At 70.4% G+C, this 20,587-nt stretch carries 18 protein-coding genes and 1 pseudogene; 9 read left to right on the top strand and 10 right to left on the bottom strand.

All coding sequences use genetic code 11. The features are described 5' to 3' along the window. Positions 1-103: 103 nt before the first annotated feature. Positions 104-979 (bottom strand): alpha/beta fold hydrolase, encoded by an 876-nt coding sequence (locus ACGF8B_RS23690; protein ID WP_392741814.1) that lies wholly within the window; start codon positions 977-979, stop codon positions 104-106. Then, positions 976-1,800, bottom strand: a complete 825-nt coding sequence (locus ACGF8B_RS23685) for a class I SAM-dependent methyltransferase (protein ID WP_392741811.1) — start codon at positions 1,798-1,800, stop codon at positions 976-978. Before ACGF8B_RS23685 ends, ACGF8B_RS23690 begins: the two co-directional genes overlap by 4 nt. Positions 1,801-2,119: 319 nt before the next feature. Here ACGF8B_RS23685 and ACGF8B_RS23680 point away from each other — a divergent pair, with 319 nt between their 5' ends. From ACGF8B_RS23680 to ACGF8B_RS23660, 5 genes are all read left to right on the top strand, one after another. Further along, positions 2,120-5,641: a hypothetical protein gene (locus ACGF8B_RS23680; protein ID WP_392741808.1), complete on the top strand. Its 3,522-nt coding sequence runs from the start codon at positions 2,120-2,122 to the stop codon at positions 5,639-5,641. Positions 5,642-6,023: 382 nt separating this feature from the next. Then, a complete protein-coding gene (locus tag ACGF8B_RS23675; RefSeq protein WP_392741805.1) occupies positions 6,024-9,533 on the top strand; it encodes a hypothetical protein in 3,510 nt (1,169 codons plus the stop codon). Between the two features lie 744 nt (positions 9,534-10,277). Continuing rightward, positions 10,278-10,748 carry an ArsR/SmtB family transcription factor gene (locus ACGF8B_RS23670; protein ID WP_392741802.1) on the top strand — a complete coding sequence of 157 codons (471 nt, stop codon included), beginning with the start codon at positions 10,278-10,280 and terminating at the stop codon, positions 10,746-10,748. A 154-nt stretch (positions 10,749-10,902) separates the two neighbouring features. Next, entirely contained in the window at positions 10,903-11,328 is a 426-nt protein-coding gene (locus ACGF8B_RS23665) for a hypothetical protein (protein ID WP_392741800.1), read from the top strand. A gap of 256 nt (positions 11,329-11,584) precedes the next feature. Beyond that, entirely contained in the window at positions 11,585-12,292 is a 708-nt protein-coding gene (locus ACGF8B_RS23660) for a hypothetical protein (RefSeq protein WP_392741797.1), read from the top strand. A gap of 123 nt (positions 12,293-12,415) precedes the next feature. Here the strand turns inward: ACGF8B_RS23660 and ACGF8B_RS23655 are convergent, their stop codons facing one another. Then, complete coding sequence (locus ACGF8B_RS23655; RefSeq protein ID WP_392741794.1) at positions 12,416-13,063, bottom strand: HAD family hydrolase; 648 nt, start codon at positions 13,061-13,063, stop codon at positions 12,416-12,418. A 163-nt stretch (positions 13,064-13,226) separates the two neighbouring features. Here ACGF8B_RS23655 and ACGF8B_RS23650 point away from each other — a divergent pair, with 163 nt between their 5' ends. Then, positions 13,227-13,760, top strand: coding sequence for a hypothetical protein (locus ACGF8B_RS23650; RefSeq protein WP_392741791.1), 534 nt, complete (start codon positions 13,227-13,229; stop codon positions 13,758-13,760). 56 nt (positions 13,761-13,816) lie between these two features. Here the strand turns inward: ACGF8B_RS23650 and ACGF8B_RS23645 are convergent, their stop codons facing one another. From ACGF8B_RS23645 to ACGF8B_RS23635, 3 genes are all read right to left on the bottom strand, one after another. Continuing rightward, a complete protein-coding gene (locus ACGF8B_RS23645; protein WP_392741788.1) occupies positions 13,817-14,767 on the bottom strand; it encodes a helix-turn-helix domain-containing protein in 951 nt (316 codons plus the stop codon). 339 nt (positions 14,768-15,106) lie between these two features. Next, a complete protein-coding gene (locus tag ACGF8B_RS23640) occupies positions 15,107-15,412 on the bottom strand; it encodes a DUF397 domain-containing protein (protein ID WP_392741786.1) in 306 nt (101 codons plus the stop codon). Further along, positions 15,409-16,266 carry a helix-turn-helix transcriptional regulator gene (locus ACGF8B_RS23635; protein WP_392741783.1) on the bottom strand — a complete coding sequence of 286 codons (858 nt, stop codon included), beginning with the start codon at positions 16,264-16,266 and terminating at the stop codon, positions 15,409-15,411. The genes ACGF8B_RS23640 and ACGF8B_RS23635 overlap by 4 nt, the downstream gene beginning before the upstream one ends. A 134-nt stretch (positions 16,267-16,400) precedes the next feature. Between ACGF8B_RS23635 and ACGF8B_RS23630 the strand changes: the two genes are divergently transcribed. Beyond that, positions 16,401-16,820 carry an ATP-binding protein gene (locus ACGF8B_RS23630; RefSeq protein WP_392741780.1) on the top strand — a complete coding sequence of 140 codons (420 nt, stop codon included), beginning with the start codon at positions 16,401-16,403 and terminating at the stop codon, positions 16,818-16,820. 263 nt (positions 16,821-17,083) lie between these two features. Next, entirely contained in the window at positions 17,084-17,557 is a 474-nt protein-coding gene (gene aac(6') / locus ACGF8B_RS23625; RefSeq protein WP_392741777.1) for an aminoglycoside 6'-N-acetyltransferase, read from the top strand. Positions 17,558-17,606: 49 nt separating this feature from the next. Here aac(6') and ACGF8B_RS23620 read toward each other — a convergent pair whose 3' ends face one another. The 4 genes from ACGF8B_RS23620 to ACGF8B_RS23605 all read right to left on the bottom strand — a co-directional run bounded on the left by ACGF8B_RS23620 (position 17,607) and on the right by ACGF8B_RS23605 (position 20,142). Further along, positions 17,607-18,410: a MerR family transcriptional regulator gene (locus tag ACGF8B_RS23620; protein WP_392741774.1), complete on the bottom strand. Its 804-nt coding sequence runs from the start codon at positions 18,408-18,410 to the stop codon at positions 17,607-17,609. Then, positions 18,403-18,957 carry a VOC family protein gene (locus ACGF8B_RS23615; protein WP_392741771.1) on the bottom strand — a complete coding sequence of 185 codons (555 nt, stop codon included), beginning with the start codon at positions 18,955-18,957 and terminating at the stop codon, positions 18,403-18,405. Before ACGF8B_RS23615 ends, ACGF8B_RS23620 begins: the two co-directional genes overlap by 8 nt. 456 nt (positions 18,958-19,413) lie before the next feature. Beyond that, positions 19,414-19,638 (bottom strand): hypothetical protein, encoded by a 225-nt coding sequence (locus ACGF8B_RS23610; RefSeq protein ID WP_392741768.1) that lies wholly within the window; start codon positions 19,636-19,638, stop codon positions 19,414-19,416. A gap of 54 nt (positions 19,639-19,692) precedes the next feature. Beyond that, positions 19,693-20,142 carry a hypothetical protein gene (locus tag ACGF8B_RS23605; protein ID WP_392741765.1) on the bottom strand — a complete coding sequence of 150 codons (450 nt, stop codon included), beginning with the start codon at positions 20,140-20,142 and terminating at the stop codon, positions 19,693-19,695. A gap of 202 nt (positions 20,143-20,344) precedes the next feature. Between ACGF8B_RS23605 and ACGF8B_RS23600 the strand changes: the two are divergent. Next, positions 20,345-20,569: pseudogene (locus ACGF8B_RS23600) on the top strand (helix-turn-helix domain-containing protein); the annotation flags it as partial. Positions 20,570-20,587: the final 18 nt, after the last annotated feature.

The following is a 20,587-nucleotide window of genomic DNA, read 5'->3' as shown; positions in this document are numbered from 1 at the left end:
CCCGCAGCCCCTGTGGCCCCGTAACCCCTGTGGCCCCCGTTGCGGTCCGAGCGTCCCCGCGTCCGAGCGTCCGAGCGTCCCCGCGTCCCCGCGTTCCCGCGCCTCAGTCCGGCAGCAGGGCCAGGGTCTCGCGGATGACAACCTCGGGTTCGGTCAGCGGGATGTAGTGGCCCGAGCCTTCCGCGATGACGTGCCTGCCCCGCGGCGCCCGGCCCGCGCGGTGGGCGTGTGAGGCGTTCGCCGCGGCGCGCAGGGTGCTGTCCATGCCGTCCCCGGGGAGGCCGCCGGAGATCACCGTGACCGGGATGTCTCCGGTGTCCGGCGGGGCGTCGCGCCAGGCGGCCAGCTCGTCCAGGTAGGTACGGGCCTGGCGGCGCTGGGTGCGCAGCACTCCCGTGGTGAAGCCCTCCCGGGCCATGTCCCGGGCGGCGTCCGCCGGGAGCAGGGCGAGTTGGCCGCGGAACAGCGGACGCAGCAGGCGCAGGGCGGCGAGGGTGTGGCCGAGGCGGAGGGCCGTCCGTTCCATCCGCCGGAACCTGCTGCCGAACAGCACGTCGGCGGCCTCGTCGGTGGGGTCCACCAGGACCAGGCCCGCGATCCGTCCGGGCCCGCGTGCGGCGGCGAGCCGGACCAGCGGGCCGCCCGCGCTGTGCCCGACGAGGACGTACGGGCCGGGGCCGAAGTGGTCGAGCAGTGCGCCGAGGTCGTCGGCCATGCGGGTCAGGGTGCGGCCGGCCGGGTCGGGGGCGCTGCGGCCGAGGCCGGAGCGGTCGTACACGACGGCCCGCGCCCGGGGTGCGACGGCCGACTGCACCAGCGCCCACGAGGACCGGCCCGCAGCGGCCCCGGCCTCGAACACGACGGTCGGTCCGTCCGGCCGCTCACCTGGCAGGACCATCGCGTAGAGCCTTCGGCCGTCCGGCAGGGGGACCCACTCGGGGGTGCCTTGGACGTGTGTTCCATGGACCGGGGCGGTCATCGGGGCGGCTCCAGGGTGAAGAGGTTCATCCGGTACGCGTTGACGACGGGCGGGACCAGGCGCGCCAACAGGGGCATGCCGTAACGGTGGCGCCGTGGCCAGGTCCGGGCCACGTCCGGCTGCGGGGTGGCGAACGTCCTGCTCTCGCGCAGTCTCAGTCCCCAGCTCTCCAGGGCTTTCGGGTCGTCGCAGGTCCACGTCATGCGTGCGTCGACGGCCCTGAACACCGGGTTGCGGTCCTGGCTGCGCATCATGGTGCCGCCGCCGGTGTCGAAGCTCAGGTCGGCCCCGGGGAAGCGGTCCGCCAGGGCCCGTACGACGGAACGGACCTGCTCCTCGTCGAAGTAGAGGAGAACGGCCTCGCTGACGAAGAAGTACGGTCCACCGCTCTCCGCGACCCGCTCGAACCAGTCGGTGTCCAGCACCGAGGCCGCCAGGGTCGTAGTCCTCGCGGAGTCGGTGAAGAACCGCCGTCGCAGCTCCACCGTGTCGGGCAGGTCGAGGTCGAACCAGCGGGCCCGGCCGTTGTCGAGGCGGTGGGAACGGGTGCCGAGCCCGGCTCCGAGTTCGACCACCGTGCCGTCGGGGTGTTCCGCGAGGAACCGGCGCACCCACCCGTCGAAGATCGCGCTGCGCAGCACGGAGCCGCCGAGCGAGGGCCCGCGGAACTTCGCGAAGTCGTAGTCGATGCGCTCGACCATCCTCGACGCCTCGGCGTCCCCCAGGATCTGGCGGCGGGCCCGCGCGTCGAGCGCGCGCCCGTACAGCGGGATGAGCAGCGTCTCCTGGACGGTGCCCAGTCGCACGGTCTCCTTGGTCACCCGGTTCACCCAATTCACCCATCCATGCGAAGTTAGGGTTACCTAACCAAGCCTAGGGTGGGGTCGGCGGAACCTCAATGCCTTTGCGGCTGTGCGTCGCATTCCCGCGCCCGTGCCCCGGTGGATCGCCGCCCCGGAGCCGAGTCGCGGCACGGCCTCGGGCGTGTGTGCGATCATCATGTGCACTCAATCTTTTCAAGTCTTTTCATATCTCTTCGAGTTGTACACATCTCGCTTGTGTCCCGGGCCATCCCGCGTTCGCTCGCGGTTCGTGAAACCCCTGGCAGAAGCGCACACATCACCGGTCCGGGGGGAACGGATGCCCAACTACCCAAGCAAGTCCGCGAGATCCAGCAGATCCGCGAGATCCGCGAGATCCGGCAGATCGGCGGCGTACGCAACACTGTTGCTCGCGCTGTCGGTCCTGCTCTCGCTGCTGATACCGGCGGGAGCCGCTCAGGCGTACGTCCCCGCGGCGGCGGCCGATGCCCCGGCCGACGAGGACTGCGCCGCGCTGCCGCTCTCCGGCTTCGGCGAGGCCGCCCCGGCGGAGGGCAGGACGAAGGTCCCGGGCTACGGCACGGCCTGCTTCACCATCACGGCCGGGGCCGCCGGGCTGCACAAGGTCGTGCTCGCAGGCGGCGCCGAGACGTACGCCAATGTCTTCGACGGCGACACGGAGATCAACTGCTACGACTCCGAGTGGGGCGCCGGCTGGTGCCGACTGCCCCGCGCGGGCGAATTCACGCTCCGGCTGACGAACAACGGGTTCGACCCGAGCGAGCCCACCGTTGCCGTGGTCCCGCTCGCCACCACCGAGGGCTGCGCGCCGGAGATCGGCACGTCCTGGGACACCGCCCCCGTCGTCGGTTCGGCCGCCGGGCCGACCGCCGTCCAGTGCCGGCCGTTCACCGGCAAGCCGGGCGAGCGGATCACCACCGACATCAGGACGACCTCGTACGGCCAGAGCGTGGCCTGGATCACCGACGAGACCGGCGCCCGGATCTGCCCGCACTTCAACGAGGACGACAGCGAGGGCTGCGTGCTGCCCGGTGACGGCCCCTACCGGGTCCTCTCGCAGGTCACCGCGGCCGAGGGCGGCTTTCCCGCCGAGTACACCCTCACCGTCCGCCGCATCTCGGACCCGGCCGGCTGCGCCCATGTCCCCCTGAACGTGTACAACTCCGCGCCCACCACCGCGGCCCCGGCCAGTGGCTGCAAGACGTTCACCGCCCCGGCCGCCGGGCGCTACAACGTGTACTCCGTCAGCGACGGCGCCCGTTCGGCGCTCGCCGTGTACGACCGGGAGGGCAAGACCGTCTGCACCACCTGGGGCGGCGTCTGCGGCCTTCCCACCGCCGGTGACTACACCGTTTTCACCGACCACCCGACCCTCATCCTCGACAGCTCCGCCACCACTGGGTGCGAGCCCGTCGAACTCGGTCTCCACCAGGGCTCGTTCGCCACTGCCGGTGAGATCGACTGCCTCTCCCTGCCGCTTCCCGCGGGCGCCGGGCTGGCCGTGCTGAAGGCCCTCAACGGGCCCGAGCCGCGCCCCGAAGTGACCGTCGTCGACGCCGACGGCGCCCAGCGGTGCGACTGGTCGGATCTGTCGGCCGGCACGTGTGAGCTCACCGGCAAGGCCCCGTTCCGCGCCCTGGTCTCCACCGACGACTCGTCGGAGCCGACCGGCCCGTACGCCCTCGCCCTGCACCGCACCGACGTGGCGAGCGACTGCCCCGCCATTCCGGCGGGGAACTTCACCGCGACGAGTCCGGCGGCCCGGTTCTCCACCGGCGACGGTGTCTTCTCGCACTGCCTGAGCATCCCCGCCGACGACCACAGCGCACAGGAGAACCTCCAGCTCCAGGCGGCTCCCGGCACCAAGTCCACCGCCGAATTCACCGTCCTGGACCCCCACGGCAAGCGGGTCTGCTCGATCTACTCGTCCCTCTCCAGCTGGGCGAACTGCGCGCTGACCCCGGGCGTCGCGCACACCGTGCTGGTCACCGGCCGTGACACCGCCGCCGACTACACACTGACCCGCCGCGATGTCACCGCGACCGCGAAGGGATGCGTCGCGAACCCGGCGACGAAGCCCGGCGGCCCGTCCACCGGCGGCACCATGGGCGCCCCCGGCGAGCTGCGCTGCCGTCAGGTGACCACGGCCGACGCCCGGGACACCCTGCACATCAACGTCCGTGACGAGCTCGGCGCCGCGAACGCGGTGGTGTACGGGGCGGACGGCACCGCCCTCTGCAACCGGAACCAGGCGTGCGCCGTCACCGGCTCCACCCACTACCAGGTCCTGGTCACCGTCCCCACAACGCTGAAGGCCCCCGACGCGTACCGCTTCGACGCCCTGCGCATCGCGGGCCCGGACGGTCCGGCCGCCGAGTGCGAGAAGGCCGCGAGCATCGCGTACGGGTACGGCCCGGTCACCGGCACCCTCGACGAGCAGCACACCGCCGTCTGCGCCGCGCTGCCCACGGCGTACCACGACCGGTTCGACATGGCGATCAGCGACACCACGGGCGCCACCGAGACCGCGGTGCCCGCGCTGTACGACGCGAGCCTCGACAACGGCTGCATGCGCTTCATCCCCTCCGGCTACCAGTGCGCCGTGAGCGAGGACTACTCCACCGAGCCCACCCCGAGCATCCTGGTCCTGTCGCTGCCGGAGAAGGCGTCGAAGACCACGTACAAGGCCGAGGCGGTCTGCTCGTCCATCATCTGCGGCGCGGAGAAGGTGAGCATCGGAGAGGTCTCCCCGGCCACCGGGGCCGCCGGGGGCAAGGTCACGGTCCAGGTGACCGGCACGGCCCTGCACAAGGACGACAAGGTACGGATTCAGCTCTCCGGCAAGGAGATCGAATCGACCACCACCGAGGTGTCCGCGGACCGGAAGACCCTGACGGCCGTCCTCGACCTGACCGGGGCCACCGTCGGCACCTGGTCCCTCAGCGTCATCACCCACAACAACTGGGCGTACGGGCGCGGCTCCTTCGAGGTCACAGCGGCCCCGCTCCGCAACAGCGCACGGCCCACGATCGGCACCACGGCCCGCGTCGGCGACCGCCTCACCGCGTCCCCCGGCACCTGGGCCCCTACCCCGACGTCGTTCGTCTACCAGTGGAACGCGGACGGCAAGGCCATCAGCGGCGCGACCGCCGCCACGTACACCGTCCCGGCGTCGTTGCTCGGCAAGAAGGTCGACGTCACGGTCACGGCCCGCCGGACCGGCACGGCGGACGTCCCGGCCGCCTCGGCACAGCTCGCGGTCGCCAAGGGTGCGGCGCCCAAGGCGACGACCGCCCCGAAGATCACCGGCACTGCGAAGGTGGGTGCCAAGCTGACGGCCGAGAAGGGGAGTTGGTCGCCCGCCGCCACGTCCCACACCTACCAGTGGAAGTCCGACGGCAAGGACATCAAGGGGGCGACGGCGTCTTCGTACACCGTCCCGGCGTCGCTGCTCGGCAAGAAGGTCACGGTCACCGTCACGGCCCGCCGTACCGGTCACAGCGACGGCTCCGCGACCACCGCCGCGGTGAAGGTGGCCACCGGCAGCGCGCCCAAGGCGAGCAAGCAGCCGACGATCTCGGGCACGGCGAAGGTGGGCAAGGTCCTCAAGGCGGCGAAGGGCAGCTGGTCACCCGCGCCGACTTCGTACGGCTATCAGTGGTACGCGAACGGCAAGGCGATCTCGGGTGCGACCAAGTCCTCGCTGACCCTCAAGTCGGCCCAGCGCGGCAAGAAGATCACCGTGAAGGTGACCGCGCGCCGCACGGGCCACGCCAGTGGTTCCGCCACCAGCAAGGCGACGAAGGCGGTCGCCCGCTGACGCGGATGAGTGGATGAGGTGAACGCAAGGCAGGGGCCGGGCGCCCCGCACCAGATGGTGCAGGGCGCCCGGCCCTTCGCGCTGTCCGGGATGCCCGTCGCCGGGCGCGGCGTCAATTCAGAAACGGCGTCGATTCGGAAGCGGTTCCGTCCACGCCGCGAGACTTCAATGCCCCGCGCGCACGCCCGCGTATATTCCGATACGCGCTCTCCGTACGCGTGTGCGATCATCATGTGCGCTCTCCTTTACGAGTCGCACACATCTCGCATGTGCCCCCCGGGCTGTCTCGCCTGCGTGCGCCGTTCGCCGCTCGTCGTTCGTCGGTCATCGTTCGCGAACTCCGGGGCGCAGGCGCAGCCTTCACCGGTCCGGGGGGAGCGGAATGCCCAACCACCGTCCATACGCAGCCGCAAGACGGGGCAGATCGAGCGGTTCGGCGGCGTACGCCGTGCTGTTGCTCGCGCTGTCGGTCCTGCTCTCGTTGCTGATACCCGCCACCGCCGCGCAGGCGTACGCCCCTGCGGCGAAGGCGGCCGGTGCTCCGGCCGCCGAGGACTGTGTCGCGCTGCCGCTCTCCGGCTACAACGAGGCCGCCCCGGCCGGGGGCAAGCCGGTGATCCCGGGCGACGGCACGGTCTGCTACACGATCACCGCCGAGGCCGCCGGGATGCACCGGGTCGTCCTCGTCGGCGGCGCCGACGCCGGTACGTACGTCACCGTCTTCGACGGCGACACGCAGATCGACTGCTATGACGGCGACTGGGGCGCGGGCTGGTGCCGGCTGCCCCGCGCGGGCGAGTTCACGCTCCAGCTGTACAACAGCTGGTCCGAGACGAGCACGCCCACCATCGCCGTCACCCCCCTCGCCACCACCGAGGGCTGCGCGCCGGAGATCGGCACGTCCTGGGACACCGCCCCCGTCGTCGGTTCGGCCGCCGGGCCGACCGCCGTCCAGTGCCGGTTCTTCGACGGCAAGCCGGGCGAGCGGATCACCACCGACATCAGGACGACCTCGTACGGCCAGGGCGTGGCCTGGATCAGCGACGAGACCGGCGCCCGGATCTGCCCGTACCGCAACGAGGACGGCAGCAAGGGCTGCGTCCTGCCCGGTGACGGCCCCTACCGGGTCCTCTCGCAGGTCACCGACGCCGAGCACGGTTTCCCCACCGAGTACAGCCTCGCCGTCCGCCGCACCTCCGACCCGGCCGGCTGCGCGCACCCCCCGATGAACGGGTACGACTCCGGCCCCACCGCCGCCGACCCGGTCCACGGTTGCCGCACCTTCACCGCCCCGTCCGCCGGGCGCTACGACGCTTTCACGGTCCACGACGGCGTGCGCTCCGCGCTCACCGTGTACGACCGGAACGGCAAGACCGCCTGCGAGACCTGGGACGTCTGCACCCTCCCGGCCGCCGGTGACTACACCGTCTACACCGACGCCGCCACCCTCGTCATCGACCACACCGCCACCACCGGCTGCGAGCCGGTCGAACTCGGCGTGCACAAGTCGCAGCTCACCCACGGCGGTGAGATCGACTGCCTGTCCCTGCCGCTCCCCGAAGGCGCCCGGCTGGCCGCGCTGGCGCCGCTCTACGGGCCCGCGCCCCAGCCTGACGTGACGGTCGTCGACGCCGATGGCATCCAGCGCTGCTACCCGTCCAGCCTCGTGGACGGGACCTGCGGGCTCACCGGCAAGGCCCCGTTCCGGGCCCTGGTCTCCACCGACAGCGACTCGAAGCCGACCGGCCCGTACGCCCTCGCCCTGCACCGCACCGACGCGGCGGCCGACTGCCCGGCCCTCCCGGCGGGCGACTTCACCGTGACCGGCCCCACCGCCCGTGTCACCACCGGTGACGGCGTCTTCTCGCGCTGTCTGAGCATCCCGGCGAACGACCACAGCGCCGGGGAGAACATCCAGCTCCAGGCGGCACCGGGCACCGCGTCCCTCGCCCGGTTCACCGTCCTGGACGTCCAGGGCAAGCAGATCTGCTCGTCCCGCCCCTCGGTCTCCAGCTGGGCGAACTGCGCGCTGACCCCGGGCGTCGCGCACACCGTGCTGGTCACCGGCCGTGACACCGCCGCCGACTACACACTGACCCGCCGCGATGTCACCGCGACCGCGAAGGGATGCGTCGCGAACCCGGCGACGAAGCCCGGCGGCCCGTCCACCGGCGGCACCATGGGCGCCCCCGGCGAGCTGCGCTGCCGTCAGGTGACCACGGCCGACGCCCGGGACACCGTGCACATCAACGTCCGTGACGAGCTCGGCGCCGCGAACGCGGTGGTGTACGGGGCGGACGGCACCGAACTCTGCAACCGGAACCAGGCGTGCGCCGTCACCGGGTCCACCCACTACCAGGTCCTGGTCACCGTGCCTCCGACGCTGAAGGCCCCCGGCTCGTACCGCTTCGACGCCCTGCGCATCGCGGGCCCGGACGGTCCGGCCGCCGAGTGCGAGAAGGCCGCGAGCATCGCGTACGGGTACGGCCCGGTCACCGGCACCCTCGACGAGCAGCACACCGCCGTCTGCGCCGCGCTGCCGACCGCGTACAGCGACCGTTTCACGATGAAGATCAGCGACACGGAGGGAGCCGCCGACACGGCGGTGCCCGCGCTGTACGACCCGAGCCTGGACAACGGCTGCACGTACTCCGCCTCCGTCGGCTACACGTGCCGGGTGATCGAGAGCTACTCCAGGGAGCTGACCCCGAGCATCCTGGTCCTCTCCCTGCCGGAGAAGGCCGCGCGGACCTCGTACCAGGCCGAGGCGGTCTGCCCGGGGCTCTGCGGGCTGGAGCGGGTGACCGTCACGAAGCTCACCCCGGCCACCGGCGCCTCCGGTACGAAGACGACGGTCACGGTCACCGGCACGGCCCTGCACAAGGACCAGCGCCTCGTGCTGCGGAACTCCGGCCGGGAGATCACCGCGACCACCGTCTCCGTCTCGCCCGACCGTCGCACGCTGACCGCCGAGCTGGACCTGACCGGCGCGGCCGAGGGTGCCTGGAGCGCGCGCGTCATCACGCCCGCCGGAGCCGAGTACGCCCGGGGCGACTTCACCGTCACCTCGGCCCCGCTCCGCAACAGCGCACGGCCCACGATCGGCACCACGGCCCGCGTCGGTGACCGCCTCACCGCGTCCCCCGGCACCTGGGCCCCCGCCCCGACGTCGTACACCTACCAGTGGAACGCCGACGGGCAGCCGATCACCGGCGCGACCGCATCCGCCTACACCGTCCCGCTCTCGCTGCTCGGCAAGAAGATCGGCGTCACCGTCACGGCCCGCCGCGCCGGCACGGCGGACGTCCCGGCCGACTCGGCGGCGCTCACGGTCGCCAAGGGCGCGGCGCCCAGGGTGACGACCACTCCGAAGATCGGCGGAACCGTGAAGGTCGGCGCCAAGCTGACCACCACGAGCGGCAGTTGGACGCCCTCCGCGACCTCCTACGGCTACCAGTGGAAGGCCGACGGCAAGGCGATCAAGGGCGCGACCTCGTCCACGTACACCGTCCCGGCATCGCTGCTCGGCAAGTACGTCACCATCACCGTCACGGCCCACCGCACCGGTCACGCCGACGGTTCCGCGACGCCCGCCTCGGTGAAGGTCGCCACGGGCAGCGCGCCCAAGGCCACCAAGCAGCCCACGATCTCCGGCACCGCGAAGGTGGGCCGCACCCTCAAGGCGGCGAAGGGCAGCTGGACGCCCGCCCCGACCTCGTACGCCTACCAGTGGTACGCCAACGGCAAGGCGATCTCGGGCGCGACCAAGTCCTCGCTGACGCTCAAGTCGGCCCAGCGCGGCAAGAAGATCACGGTGAAGGTGACCGCCCGCCGCACGGGCCACGCCAGTGGCTCCGCCACCAGCAAGGCGACCAAGGCGGTCGCCCGCTGACGACGGCGAGCCGAACGGAACGGCCGGGCATCCCCTGACACGGGGACGCCCGGCCGTTCTGTCGTTACGCCGCCCCGCCGCCCCGCCGCCCCGCTGCCCGTCGGTCTGCTCGTCTGCCGGTCTGCCGGTCTGCCGGTCTGCCGGGCCGTCCTGCCGTCGCGCCGCCGTGGACCGGAGCCCCCCGCGTGCCAGGATCTCTGCCGATCGTCGGTGGCCAACGGGGGGAAGCCATGCTGCGTATCCACTTCACGGGCAGAGATCTGGAGAATGTGCGTCTCGCGCGCCGTCCCGACCCGCTGTGGGAGATCGTCTGTAGTCTGTGCCGCCTCCAGAACCCCGAGGGGGCCCTGGCCTTCGACCCGTGGCGGCAGGCGGCACACGGACTCCTCCGTCGGGGCGGCCCGGCCCGGGACGCGGCGTCGGCGCTGCGCAGTCTGGTGCCGCGCGCCGCCTACTTCCCGGACTTCCTCACCCCGCCCGCCGAGGACGGCCCCGACGACCTCCGCTCGGGCATCGACCGGGTGCTCGCCACCCCGAAACACCGATTGCGCGACGAACTCGCCCTGCTGACGGCGGGCGGCGGCCGGCCGTGGGCGGGTACGGAGCTGGCACGGGGCGAGGTCACGGCCCTGACCGCCCTGGGCGGCAACCTGCGCACGTACCACCAGGAGTTCATCGCGCCGCTGTGGCACCACATCGGCGCGGCCACGACGGCGGACACCGCCCCTGCGCACCCGCGCACTGGTGGACGGCGGAACACGGGCGCTGCTGGAGAGCCTGCGGCCGATGGCGGTGTGGGAGCCGCCCGTGCTGACCGTCGGCTATCCCGTCGAGCGCGATCTGTACCTGGAGGGCCGGGGCCTGCTCCTGGTCCCGTCGTACTTCTGCTGGCGGCAGCCGATCACCCTGGCGGACGACGGGTTGCGTCCGGTGCTCATCCACCCGGTCGACCGGACCACCGCCCAGCCGGGCACCTCCCCGGCCTCACTGGCCCGATTACTGGGCCCGGCCCGCGCCGCGCTGCTGTACGAGGCCGCCGTGCGCACCTGCGGCACCACGTCCGAACTCGCCGACGCGACCGGGCTGTCCCTGCCGAGCGTCAGCCAGCAGCTGGCCGTACTGCGGGAGGGCGGGCTCGTCGCGAGCCGACGGGACGGCAAACGGGTCCGGCACACGGCGACTCCGCTGGGCCGCCGCCTGCTCGACGGCTGCTGACGCCGCTGCCCCGGGCCTCTTCCGTACGGTGCGTACCAACGATTTGGCTGGGCCCAAAACGACGCGCGCACCGTTCTTCCGCCACCACAGACTGCTGGGGAACCGCACGGGAGCCGGCCGTCGACTCGGCCGCCAACAGGAGGAGTTCACCCAGATGCGCGTCAAATACTCTGCACTCGGCGCAGCCACCGCGCTGGCCTCGGTGATCGCCATGGGCGCTGTCGCCGTGCCCGCCCAGGCCGACACGCCGACGAGTCGCGTCGCTGCGGTCTCGCCGTCCATCTCGCCGGCCGCGCCGTACAAGTACTACCCCGACGGAACGCCCTCGCAGTGCGGGTACGAGAACCTGTGCCTGAGCGTGTGGGACTACACCAAGAACCAGTGGAAGGTGTACTCCCTCAAGACCTGCAACAAGTACTCCCTGTCCAACTTCGAGGGCGACGGCTTCTTCGACAACAACCAGACCAAGGGCACGGTCGCCACGTTCTACGGAAGCAGCGGCAACGTGCTGAGGAAGAGCACCGCCCGCGAGCAGGGTTCCATCGGCTGGAGCCCCGTCTGGTCGGTCCGCAACTGCTGACGCCCGGCCCGGGGCCGACAGCCCGCCCGGGGGCCGGAGTGCTCGGCTTCCGGGCAGCGGCAGCGGCGGCGGCTCGACCGCGGCGCAGTCGCAACAGCCGCAGCCGTGTGGATATGCGTCGAACGCCCTCTTTCTACCCGACCGGTCCTGTGGCGTCACGCTCTGGACTTGTCTGAAATGACAGGTATGTGACTCCTCGGTACGTTCGCCGAAGGTCGGCCGTCCGGTCGGCGTTTCTGAGACGGAGAGAAGTGCCATGCCCTCGCGTACCTTCACCGCGGCCGCCGGCGTAGTCAGCGCCGCAGTCCTTGCCGCCGGCATCACCTATGCCTCGGCCGACGAATCCACCCAAGCCGCACCGGCCGCCGGGAGAGCCGAGCAACCCGCTCACCAGGCCGCCCCGCCCGCTCACCAGGCCGCCCCGCCCGCACGGCAGGCCGATCCCGCACCGGCTCCCCTCGGCAGCGAAGGCGGAACGGAGGCCAAGGGGGACCAGGGGAACAAGGACGGCGGCGACGAGGGCTCCGACAACGGTGGGCGCGGCGACGAAGGCTCCGACAACGGTGGGCGCGGCGACGAAGGCGGCGACCGCGGTGGGCGCGGTGGCGAAGGCGGCGACCGCGGTGGGCGCGGTGGCGAGGGCGGCGACCGGGGCGGTCGCGGCCACGACCGGAAGAAGGAGGAGCGGATCTACTTCAACGAACGGTCCTACTCCGGCCTTTCGGAGGGCTGCAACTCCGCGGCCAGCGGGCTGGGCTCCACCAGCTTCAGCATCTTCAACGACAGCCGGAACGTCGTCGAGGTCTATCGGGGGTTCGCCTGTGACGGCGGTGCCCCGGTCGCCACGGTCGGCCCCTACGGCAGCACGTACGGTGTCGCGGCCCGTACCGTCCAGGGCGCCGGGTTCCTCGACAACGCCGTCGTGGGCAGCTTCCGGGTGATCGGCCACGACGACGAGTGGTGACGGTCCGGAGCGTCGCGCGGCACGGGGGGACGGGCTGTGACCGGACGCCTCCGGGCTTGTCCCGTACGCGATGCTCCGTACCCCGTGCCCCGTACCCCGTACTCCCGGGCGCGGCGGGGACTCTCAGCTCCCGGACAGCAGCGACGGCAGCTTGCGCATGTCGTCGAAGACCACGGTGTCCGGGCCTTCCAGCCAGTGCGCCGGAGTCAGTCCGCCCGCGTAGCCGAACGCTCGCATCCCGGCCGAACGGGCGGCCTGCACCCCGTACTTGCTGTCCTCGACGACCACGCAGGCGGCTGGGTCGACCCCCATCCGCCGGGCCGCGTGAAGAAAGAGATCGGGGGCGGGCTTTCCGTGTGCGACCTCGGTGGCGCTGAAGATGCGTCCCTCGAAGTGCGCGTAGAGCCCGGTGTGGCCCAGGGTGTGGCGCATCTTCTCGTGGCTGCCGCTGGACGCCACGCAGGTGGGGAGCGTGAGGGTGGCCAGCGCTTCGTGGATCCCCTCCACCGCGACGAGTTCACGGTCGACGGCCTCGCGGTGGAGGGCCTCGTAGCGCTGCTGCCAGGCGGCGGACTTGCCGGGCAGCCGGGCGTCGACCAGTTCGCTGATGGACTTGTTCGACCGGCCCACGAACTTCTCCATGACCTCGTCCGCCGTCAGCGGCCATCCCAGCTCGGCGCCGATCTGGACCTCGATGCGTACGGCGATCCGTTCGCTGTCGACGAGAACGCCGTCGCAGTCGAATATGACGAGCTCAGGGGTTGTGAACATCCGGTAAGGATACGGAGGCCGGCCGAGACCGCACCCGTTCGGTCCGACGCCATGGCGGCCCGGCGCCTTTGGTAGCGTGCGCGGCACCCCCGCCACCCCACCAGCTGACAGCGGGCCGGCGCGTAGTCGCCCGCCCGCTGGGCATCCTGATGAAGGAAAAGCCGTGAACACGACTTCCCGCACGATATCCGGCATAGTGGCCGCCACCGCAGTGCTCGGCGGCGCCATGGTGGTCGCCGCCGGCCCGGCCGCCGCCGCGAGCTATCACTGCACCACCAGCAAGCACTCCGTCGACAACCCGGCCTATGGCGGCGTCTACGCCGACAACTTCGACTTCACCGTGCAGCTCTGCGCGAAGCGGTCCAGCGGCAGCATCTACACCTACGCCAAGATCAGCTGGGACGGTCCGGCCTGGTTCGTCGACGGACCCAGCGAGTTCGACGCCGCCCGCTTCCACCTTCAGACCAAGAAGAGCGTGTCCGGCCCCGACAAGGTCGTGAAATGGGCCAACTACACCGGCATCAAGTCCCGTCTTGAGCACGGTGACTACAAGGGCAACGGCAGTTACACGACCGGCGTCCTCAAGTACGCCGCCGGATCCGGCCGTTACCTCGCCGACGGATTCCTCCAGCTGGACTGGGACAAGGACGGCAAGGGCTACCGGAACACGACGTTCTCGGCCTCCCCGACCGTCTGACCCGGACGGCTCACCCCGCACCGGGTCGTGGATTCCCGCGGCCCGGTGCGGTGCGTTCAGCCCTGTGCGGAGGCCAGTGGAAATCCGGTGGAGGTCCGGTGGCGATCGGCCGCGCAGTCGTGGCAGTCACCCGGGACGGGGGAGCGGAAGGCCCGGTCGCAGCGGTCGCAGTTCTGGAGTGGCACCGCGGGCAGGTCCAGGGTCGGTGGGGGTGGCAGGAGAGCCGTGAGCCGGTGCCGGAGCAGCTTCGCGGGGTGCTTGAGGGGCTCGGGGAGGTCGGCGGTGAGCGCCTGCCGGAGAGCGGCGGGCGTGGCGCCGCGTTCGAACCAGGTGGCGGCGGCGGGGGCGAGGAGGACGACGTCCTTCTCGGTGAGGGTGATCCGGGGCGCGTGGCGCGGGAGATCGGTGAGCAGCGCGGTGGCGGCACGGAGGAGCTGAGGGAGCTCCTTGCGCGGCTGGGGAAGCGGGGGCGGCGGGGCCTTGGCGGGTGCCGGTGCGGGCGCGGACGCCGGCGCGGGTGTCAGTGCGATGGCCGGTGCGGGCGCTGGTGCCGGGGTGCTGGGCCTGTGGGGCGGCTTGGGCTCCGGAGCCGGGGCCGGGGCCGGGGTCGGCTTGGGCTCCGGGTGGTGTTGCGCGGTGCGGGTCGGCTGGTTGTAGGAGCACGTGCGCGTGACGATACGGCCGTTGGGCAGCCGCTCACGGGTACGGCTCAGATAGCCGTGGGCCTCCAGTTCGCGCAGTGCGGCGGCGATGCGGGCCTCGCTCTCGGGGAAGCGCCCGGCGAGCTTCTTGATGCTGATCTGTGCACCGGCGGGAAGCGACTGGATGTACGTGGAGAGCCCGATCGCGATCAGCGACAGTTCGAGGTGCTGGGGGAGGTGGTTGCCGATGACCGTGAACCGTCTGGTCTGGCGGGTGTTGACGTGGCGGATGCCGGAATCCGGCGAGCCGCCCCTGCGAACGTTGGGCGCGGAGCGTGCGGGCGCGCTAACCTGCTGTGTATCCATCGGGAAGGTGCTACTTCCTTGGTGGTCAGGCCCTCGTTCGGGATCTCTAGTCCCGGCCGAGGGCCGACGTACGTGTGGGGTTGTGTTGGCGTGAGCATATGCCCGCAAGCTGCCCCGAAATCCAGCTGAGTTGCCCGATGTCACCCGCGCGAGTGACAGGGACCCGCAGGTGAAAGACAAGGGTTGGGTTGGGTTTTTCGTACGTCCTCAAGACAAAGACTTACAAGCTTTTACGTCGCTGTGCACCGCGACCCGGTCAGCCGCGTCCCGGTCCACCGGGTCGCGGTCCACCGGGTCGCGGCTGTCACGACCCGGCGGACGCCGGTCGCAGCAGGGCGCTCAGCCCTGCTGCGCGTACGAGACGAACGCCGCCCAGGCGCCGGGGGCGATGTCGAGCCGGGGCCCCTGGACGTTCTTGGAGTCACGGACGTGGACGGCGGCGGCACAGGTTGCGACCTCGACGCACTCGCCACCCCCGCCGCTGCTGTGGCTGGACTTGTGCCAGTGGGCAGCGACCTCGACGCACTCGCCGCCCTCGCCGCTGCTGTAACTGCTCTTACGCCACTCGTAGGCGACCTCGATGCAGTTACCCCCACCGCCGCTGCTGTAGCTGCTCTTGAACCAGTGCAGTTGCCCGGTGCTCATCGCTCTCCCAGCATCTTCTCGATCGCGGCCATGGACTCCCCCGGAGCGAGAGCCACTGACTGCATAATTCCATAGCGGACAGCCAGCACCCGGACCTCCTCCGGCTCGGTGATGAGCTTCGGGTTCCCGTGAATCTCCAGGTACGCGAGCTGCTGCTTCCCCCGGGGGGTGACCAGGGTGAACGGACCGTCGATGCTGGGCTGTTCGATGCGATCGAGCGGCACCACCTGAAGCTGCACCGTCCTCAGGTGGCCGATGTGCAGGAGCCTCCGCAACTGCTCTTCAAGTACGTCCCGGCCCCCGATGGGGCGCATCAGCACGCTCTCATCCAGGATGAAGTGGAACGTGGGGGAAGGCCATGGCTCGAAGATCTTCTGCCGGTCGAGCCGGTCGGCGACGCGCTTCTCGATGGTCTCCTCGCTGAGCAGCGGTCGCCGCTGGGCGAAGATTGCCCGGGCATACGCCTCGGTCTGGAGCAGTCCGGGCACCGCCTGATTGCTGTAGACGTAGAGCTGTGACGCAGCGGCCTCCAGATTCGCGTAGCCGCGATACCACTCCGGATGTCGCGTACGCGCCCTCGCCAGCGCCTCCCGTACCTCCCCGATCGTCGCGCGGAGCAGGCCGCCCGCGCCGAGCACGTCATCCGCGAGTGCGAGGAACTCCGGCTGAGGTGTCCGTACCCCCCGTTCCATCGCGGAGATCAGGTCCTCCCCGCAGTGCGTGGCGACGGCCAGCTCCCGCTGGCTCATGCCCGCGCGCTCGCGCAGCACCTTGATCATTTTTCCGAGCGCCCTGAAAAGGTGCGCCGTTCCGTCCGATTCGGCCGGCCGCTCGGGCCGCACTTCCTTCTCCATGTGTCCCGCACCGCTCTCTGTCCACCCGGTCACGGCCGACGCCCCGTACAGCCGACCGGGCGTGCCCGTACAACTGCTCGGCGTCGTGGTGTCACTCCTGGTCAGCGTACGAGCAACCGGACACGCTGAGTCACATGAACGCCGAAATCACCCTTGCGGGCGCCGAGTTCGTCCAACGCTTCAGCGCCACCCGTCGGGGCGCGCGGCTGGCCCGCCACCTGGCGGTGCATCAACTCGACACGTGGGGTGTGCCATACGGGTCGGGGCTCTCCGACGACATCGCGGTGATCGTGTCCGAGCTGGCGGCCAACGCGGTGCTGCACGGGCTCGTACCGGGCCGGGACTTCGAGCTGCGGCTGATCGCCCTCGCGGACACGCTCCGTATCGAGGTGTCGGACGCGCGGGGCGAGCGGGGGCCGGAGGTCCGGCCCTCCCGGCCCGGCGCGGAATCGGGGTTCGGCCTGCATCTGGTCGCGGCGCTGGCGACGTCGTGGGGCGTGAAGGACCGGGTCGTCGGCAAGACGGTCTGGGCCGAGCTGGCCACGGCCCGGTGAGGGGCAGCCGACGCGGCCGACGTGGATCACGATGATGGTGACCCGGGCCTCCGCGATCTCGTACAGCACGCGGCAGCGCCCTACGTGCACACGCCGCAGGACGGGCGAGCCGTACGGTGTCGAACCTTGAGGTAGGGGGTTGTCGGCGAGCAGGCCGACGGCATCCATTACGCGTCTTGTGTTCAGTTGGCTCCTCTGTGTGAGCCGACCTTCCAGTCCGACAGGCGTCGACCGGGCCTTCGCCGCTCGGGGAGAATGAGCGCATGGAGCTGCGTGGGGACAGGGTCGTGCTGCGGCCGGTGGCAGATGGCGATGGTGAGATCCTCGACAGGGTCGTGAGGGAACCCGAAGTCGCGGCGTGGTGGTCGCCCCCGGACGACTACGAGGACATGCTGGCCGTCGTCTTCGACGGTGAGGTCATCGGGGCCGCCCAGTTCGACGAAGAGACCGATCCGGAGTTCCGCCGCGCGGGCATCGACATATTCCTGACGGCGAGGCACCACGGGAAGGGACTCGGTGCCGATACGGTGCGCACGCTGGCCCGGTGGCTGGTGCGGGAGCGCGGCCATCACCGGCTGACCATCGACCCCGCCGCGGCCAACTCCGCGGCGATCCGCTGCTACGGCAAGGTCGGGTTCAAGCCCGTGGGAATCATGCGGGCGTACTGGCGGAACCACCGGACGGGCGTCTGGGAGGACGGTCTGCTGATGGATCTGCTCGCGGACGAGCTGGTATGAACTCCGCCGTGGTCCCAGGCACGTTGAAGGACGCACCCGGCGCCTCGCCCTACTGCCAGACCGCGGTGTCGGGGTCGATGCCATGGGCTCGCGCGTCGGCGTCGACGATGTGACGGAACCACGTGGCAAGGCCGGTGCGGATGCCGTCGTAGTGGGCGGCGAACGCCGGATCGGCCTCGTACATGCGGCCCAGGCAGACCTGCATCTGCCTGGTGAGGGGAAAGTACGAGGCAAAGACCTCGCGATGCCGTTCGACGAGCCGATTCGCCTCCGGGCTACCGGGTGTGACGCCGGCGTCCATCGCGTCCGCGAGGGCGCGGTCGAGGGCGGCGACGGCGTCGGCGACGGCCTGCCATTCCTCCGGACCCCGCGACGCGGAGCGTTCGGCGTACTGCCGCCACTGCTCCGTGTCTCCCCAGCGCTGACGGGCCAGGGCGGGCCCTTCCGGATCCCACTGGGGGCCGAAGACCGCGGCCTGCTCCTCCGCGGAAAGCAGCAGGCCGCGCTCGTGGGCCTCGATCATCCGGGCCAGCCCGGCGCCGAGCTGCCGGAGACGGTCGATCCGTTCCTCGACCTGGGCGCGCTGCACGCGCAGCGCACCGGGTACGTCCGCGCTCGCGTCGTCCAGGACGGCCCTGATCCTGTCCAGGCCGAGACCGAGCTCGCGGTAGACGACGATGCGGTGCAGGCGGTCCAGGTCACCGGCGGTGTAGAGCCGGTATCCGGCAGGCGTGCGCATCGACGGTCGCGCGAGACCGATCTCGTCCCAGTGGTGCAGCGCGCGGACCGTCACGCCCAGGCGTGCCGAGACCTGACCGACGGGCAGGCCATCGGCGTCAGTGGCATCAGACATGCTCCTGATTGTCGCCGCGACCGGCATTGTCGCCGCGACCGGTGTCCGGCGGGGTGATCCCCATGGCCTCAAGGTTCCGTGCCTCCTGACTGGCCGGATCGAAGGGCTTCGCCGCGGTGAGGACGATCCGTGCGTTCTCGGGGGTGATCACCTCCACGTCGCGGGTGTTCCAGGGAGTGTCCCGGGGGCCGTCGACCGAGTCCGGGCGCAGCGCGCGGCAGGCCCCCACCAGGGAATCCACCTGGCCGAGCACGCACGAGAAGCTGAAGCTCATCGCCGGTGCCTGCTCCGGAACGCTCTCCGCCCGGAGGAGGAGTACGTCCTGGAACGCCCATCGGCGCAGATGCACCAGCGTGCCGGGGATGGAGAACAGCTCGAAGAACCCGAGCCCACGGACCCAGAAGTCCACCGACGCCGCCAGATCGGTCGTGGGGATCGTCGCGAACGCGGGCATTCCGTAGATGCCGCGGAACAGCTCGGGCGGAACCGCATCCGGGCCGGGAGTGGGTACGGGGCTGATGTCGAACGCGTTGTAGTGGTCGCTCATGCATCCCACCCTTCGGCCTCACGCAACGTGAGGGTCAAGTCGAATTCAGAAGTGCCCGAGCGGACCGGGCGGAGCAGGGGAACGTACCGCCTCGCCCAGGAGCGTTGGGTAGATGCGTTGATGTTGTCGAGCCATGCCGAGCATGGCTGTGCGGGTGACGGTGCCGTTCATACCGGTGTCGGCCCGCTGAGTGGTGATCCGCACGGCCACCCCGTCCGGCTGGGCCGCGTCCTGGCCGCCCGAACTCGATCGGCGGACGCGAAAGTGGACTGCCGCGGTCGCGTTTCCGCTGATTGCAGAGGCCGACGCCGCGCACGTTCAGTGGTGACAAGGGTTCCAGCGAGAGGTATGCGATTCTTTTCTTCTCGCAGCTCAACAATTCAACTAGACCGTTGCCCGGCTTGTGGAGGGCGTTGAGGGCGGTGGCTGCTGCACCCTTGAACGCGGGGGAATGAGTCAGCGAACCATGTGGTGGCTGTGCGCAACGTCGAACCTTGGGCAATCCTTTTCGACCCGCAGTGCGATGAAAGATCGACTGCCGGAGCGTCTCTCGGAAACGTTCAGGCTGCCGGTGCGTGCCGACAGTTTATCGATCAGCGAGGAGCTGTAGTGATCAGCTACTGAAGCCGAGAGATGGCTGCCGAGCTTTTTGCGTCTCCGCTTCAAAATGGTGGATTGCATGTTGGTGGTTTGGTTGGCCGCTCCTTCCGGTGGTGGGGCGGCCAACCTCCCGGTCTACTTGTGGATCGTGGCACAAGCCTTAGTTCCAGGGAACTTGCTGAACCAACCGCAGACCTTGCTGCCGTCCTTCGCGGTGAGCCCCCACTGGGTGCCCACTCTCTTGGTTTCAGTACGAGCGGCGTTCACGCTTCCACTCGTATATCCACCCGACCCGTCCGAGAATTCGATCCGCCCGTAATCCGTCCACGAGGTGTTGTTCGATCTCTTCTCGACGTAGACGCTATTGACCTTGAGGCCGGTACCGTTGACGATTATGCAGACCTCTCCGGAGCCATCTGTCATGCCGGCGTTCCCCGTGCAATTTGTTGCGCTCAACAGATTTACGTCAGCCGCCTGGGCGCTGCCTGCAAGGGAAAAGCCGGTCATCACGGCGGCCGCCATTACTGCAATATATTTTCGCACAATTCCACCTTCGCGATTTGATAATGAAGCAATCAAGATCATGGAAACAAAAAAAGAGAATCATGACCACTGATTTCAAGTCGCACATCTGGCTCAAATTGGCATGTCTTCGATCTGGTTCTTGTGGGACACGATGTTGGCTGCCGCAGCCGAAAAGGTAGTGCGCTCCCGGTGGTTGGCTGGTGGGCAAGGACCGCAGCGTGATGAGCCAGCCACCTGTGGTGGTGATTTCAGGTGAACGAAGATGGGACCGGCTTCTGGGGGAGACGGTCGAGAAGTCGTCCGTTGCACCGAGGCCGGGTACCCCTTCGCGCGGGGGCAGGCCGTCGGCGACCGGCGGACCGAGCTCGGGCTGTCGCAGACCGAGTCTGCCCGTCGTGCAGGGATGACGCAGCCGCAGATCTCCCATGCCGAGGGCGGCGATTCCATTCCGGCCCTGGCTCTTCCGACGCGCCTGGCCAGGGCTCTGGACGCTTCGCTCACGGCC

It is taken from the genome of Streptomyces sp. NPDC047917 (genome assembly GCF_043204345.1).
Taxonomy (GTDB): domain Bacteria; phylum Actinomycetota; class Actinomycetes; order Streptomycetales; family Streptomycetaceae; genus Streptomyces; species Streptomyces sanglieri.
This window is presented reverse-complemented; position numbering and strand designations above follow the sequence as displayed.